Annotated in this window: 2 protein-coding genes; both read right to left on the bottom strand. The window is 60.4% G+C overall.

All coding sequences use genetic code 11. The features are described from left to right. Positions 1-617 precede the first annotated feature (617 nt). Positions 618-1,802 carry an ABC transporter permease gene (locus tag QZY06_RS00745; protein WP_295678916.1) on the bottom strand — a complete coding sequence of 395 codons (1,185 nt, stop codon included), beginning with the start codon at positions 1,800-1,802 and terminating at the stop codon, positions 618-620. Positions 1,803-1,885: 83 nt separating this feature from the next. Next, complete coding sequence (locus QZY06_RS00740; RefSeq protein WP_295678914.1) at positions 1,886-3,043, bottom strand: FtsX-like permease family protein; 1,158 nt, start codon at positions 3,041-3,043, stop codon at positions 1,886-1,888. Positions 3,044-3,295 lie beyond the last annotated feature (252 nt).

The following is a 3,295-nucleotide window of genomic DNA, read 5'->3' as shown; positions in this document are numbered from 1 at the left end:
TCGGCGTATCGCGAAAGGCGGGATGCGCCTTTCCCGCCCTACGCGGGCTGCGTATTGGAACGCCCAAAATGCTTACGTAGATGAATGTACATACGGTGTGCAAGCGCCAAATCTAGAAAAACAAGGAGAATTAACGTGCACTTCCAACTGAAATCGAATATTGCAGAAAGGAACAGCATTATGTAAGTGGTGAAACTAAGGGCTAAGAGAGTGTAGACAAGTAGGTCAAACACGCTTTTCGTAGTTTCTGCGAGTAGAGCAGACGCAAGAAATAGAACGAAGAATGGAGTAGTAAGACTCAGCGCTATTAACAAAAGGCTGAGGAAGGGAAGCTGTAGCGCTGTTGAGGGCGCAAAGATACAAATGCTGAGCACTCCTGGAGCCACCAAGCCAACAAAGCAAAATGCACCTAGCAGCCATTCACCTGCTGGGATAGTTCGTATTGTGCTTATCAATTCCGACATGCTTAACTCTATTGGGGGTTAATTTTCACGCAGTACTGGTAGTCTTCGGTGCACTTCAGCTTGAGGGTTTGGTGCAGGTGCCGAATGCTCTGACGCAGTTGAATAAAATCTTTGATTTATTGTGCCCTAGACACCAAATTATGGATGGCCGTCTCAAGCCGCCCGCAAAGCCACCGCAATCTGCATCCGCGCCGCCCGCAGCGCCGGAAAGAATCCACCCAGAAAGCCGACGAACAAGCTCAACACCAGTCCATTGATCAGCAGAGTCGGCGTTACCCGGAAGCTGAAGGCGACCTGGGTGAAGCCGGCGCCGAGTGTCGAGACGGTGTAGCCATTGAAGAAGGCATAGGCGCCCACCGCGCCGATCAGGCCGCCGATCAGGGCGAGCACCATCGCTTCCATCACCGTTGCGGCGATGACCACGCCGCCGCCGAAGCCGAGCGCGCGCAGGGTGGCGATCTCGACGGTTCTGGCCGCCACGGCCGAGTACATGGTGTTCAGCGCGGCGAAGATCGCGCCCAGGCCCATGATCACGCCGACGACGCTGACCAGCACGCCGATGGTCTTGGTGAAGCTGCGCGACTGCGAGGAGAAGTATTCGATTTCGTTCTGCACATCGACCTGCAGGCGCGGGTCGGTGGTCAGGCTGTCCTTGAAGGCCTGGAATGCGGACGGGTCATCGAGCTTCACCAGCAGTGAGGAATAGCCGTTGCGGCGGAACGCCGATTGCGCGGTTTCGATATCGACCAGCACCTCGGATTCATGGGCATCGCCGTTCGACGCGAAGACGCCGACCACGGTCCATTGCGAGCCGCGAATCTGCACGGCGCTGCCGATGTCCAGCCCGACGAATTGCTCACGCGCTTTCAAACCGACGATCAGTTCCTGCAGGCCCGGCTTGAAGCTGCGACCTTCGACGATCTGCAGCTCCGGACGGATCGTGAATCCGGCAGGGCCGATGCCGCGCAGCGAGACATTACTGTCGGTGTTCGAGCGGCGCAGCGGCCGCTCGGCGATCAGGCTCAGCTCACCGGAAGCGATCGGCTTGCCGTCCTCGCCTTTGGCGACGCCCGGCGCCTGCTCGATGACGATGGCCTGATCGCGCGTGAAGAAGCTCGACAGTTCCGAGTTCGAGCCGCCTCTGAGCACGATCGCGCGATCGGCACTGCCGGTGGCGCGCAAGGTGGCGACCATGCCGGCGGACATCGACTGCAGTGCGGTGACCACGCCGACGACACCGGCTAGGCCGACGACGATCACCAGGGTTGCTCCCCAGCGAGCCGGCACGCTTTTCAGGTTGATGCTGATCAGCTTGAACATCTGGGCCAAGAACTTCATCGATCAGCTCCCGCTTGTTTGAATAGTCCGGGCCCTGGATGGCCCGGTCTTGACAGGATGTCCGCAGCGCTCGCAGGGCAGTTTCATCGCCCTGCGAGCGCGTCGACTATTTGCAGTCTTCTTGCGCGCAGCGCAGGGAAGATCCCTACCGCAAACGCCAGTACCAGCATGGTCACGAACGCCTGTGCCCAGACGATCGGCTGCACGCTCACCGGCGCGCCGTTCAATGCGCTGCTGACACCCTTGGCCGCACCGATCGCGAACACCATGCCGAGTGCGGCGCCGACGAAGCACAGCAGCAAGGCTTCGGCGAGCACCAGGCCGGTGACCTGGCCATCGCTGAAACCGAGCGTCTTCAGCACCGCGAATTCCGGAATGCGCTCGCGCACCGCCTGGCTCATGGTGTTGCCGATCACCAGCAGGATGGTGAAGAACACCGCGCCGAGGATGCCGGTGACGATCAGGCCGATGTCGCCGATCTGGCGCACGAAGCTCAGATTCCAGTCCTTCTCGGTCTGGGTCTTGGTTTCGTCCGGCGAGTTCTCGAACTGCTTGTCGATGTCCCGCGCGATACGCTCGGAATCGTCCGGGTTGTCGACTCTCACGATATAGACGCCGGCCGAGCCCTGGCCGAACTGGCGGGCTTCATCGAACTGGCCGAAGTTCAGATACATCAAGTTCGAGCGGCCGGCCCAGTCGTCGTCCTTGCCGTCGAAGATGCCGACCACGTCCCATTCCCAGGAACTGCCGCCGTCCTTGCGGGTGAAGATGAAGGACTTCAGCGGCACCTTGTCGCCGATCTTGAAGCCGTATTTTTCAGCGAGCTTGCGGCCGACGATGGCGCCGGTTCTGGTACGCGTGAAGGCTTCGCGCTGCTCGGCCGGAAGTATCCACTCGGGATAGGCATCGAGCAGGCGTTCCGGGTCCACCGCGAACTGCGCGAAGAAGTTGCGCTCGTCGATGTAGATGCCACCGAAGAACTGCGACCAGGCGACGCGGGCAACGCCGGGAACCGATTCGATCCGCTGCAACAGCGAGAGCGGCAAGGGCTGCGTGAAGCTGACCTTGGCTTGTGTGATCAGGCGATTGGCACCGACGAAATCGGCGCCCGAACTGAACAGCACGCTGACCGCCTGCAACAGGCCGAACAGCATGAACGCGGCGATCAGGCTCAGCAGCGTCAGGATCAGGCGGGTTTTCTTGTGGAAGAGGTTGGCCCAGACCAATGGCAGGAATTTCATGGGATCACCTTTGGAAGCAGTGAGCAAGGCGCGTGTCCTTTCGCGGCGACGTGCTTCATGCCGTCCCTGGCGAGGCTGTGTTCTTCACGCGCTACGCCCCGCCCGCACATCCATGTGCTGGCCGCACTCGTAGGAGACGTGCCATTCAAGGCAGCTCTGTCTTCCTCGGCGTGCCGGTTCATGCCATCCCTGGCGAGGCCGCATTCTTTTAGAGCTATGCCCCGCCCGCACATCCCTGTGCGGGCCGCACTC

This window comes from uncultured Nevskia sp. (assembly GCF_903885465.1).
GTDB lineage: Bacteria > Pseudomonadota > Gammaproteobacteria > Nevskiales > Nevskiaceae > Nevskia.
The sequence above is the reverse complement of the archived record's forward strand: the minus strand, read 5'-3'. Positions and strand labels throughout refer to the sequence as shown.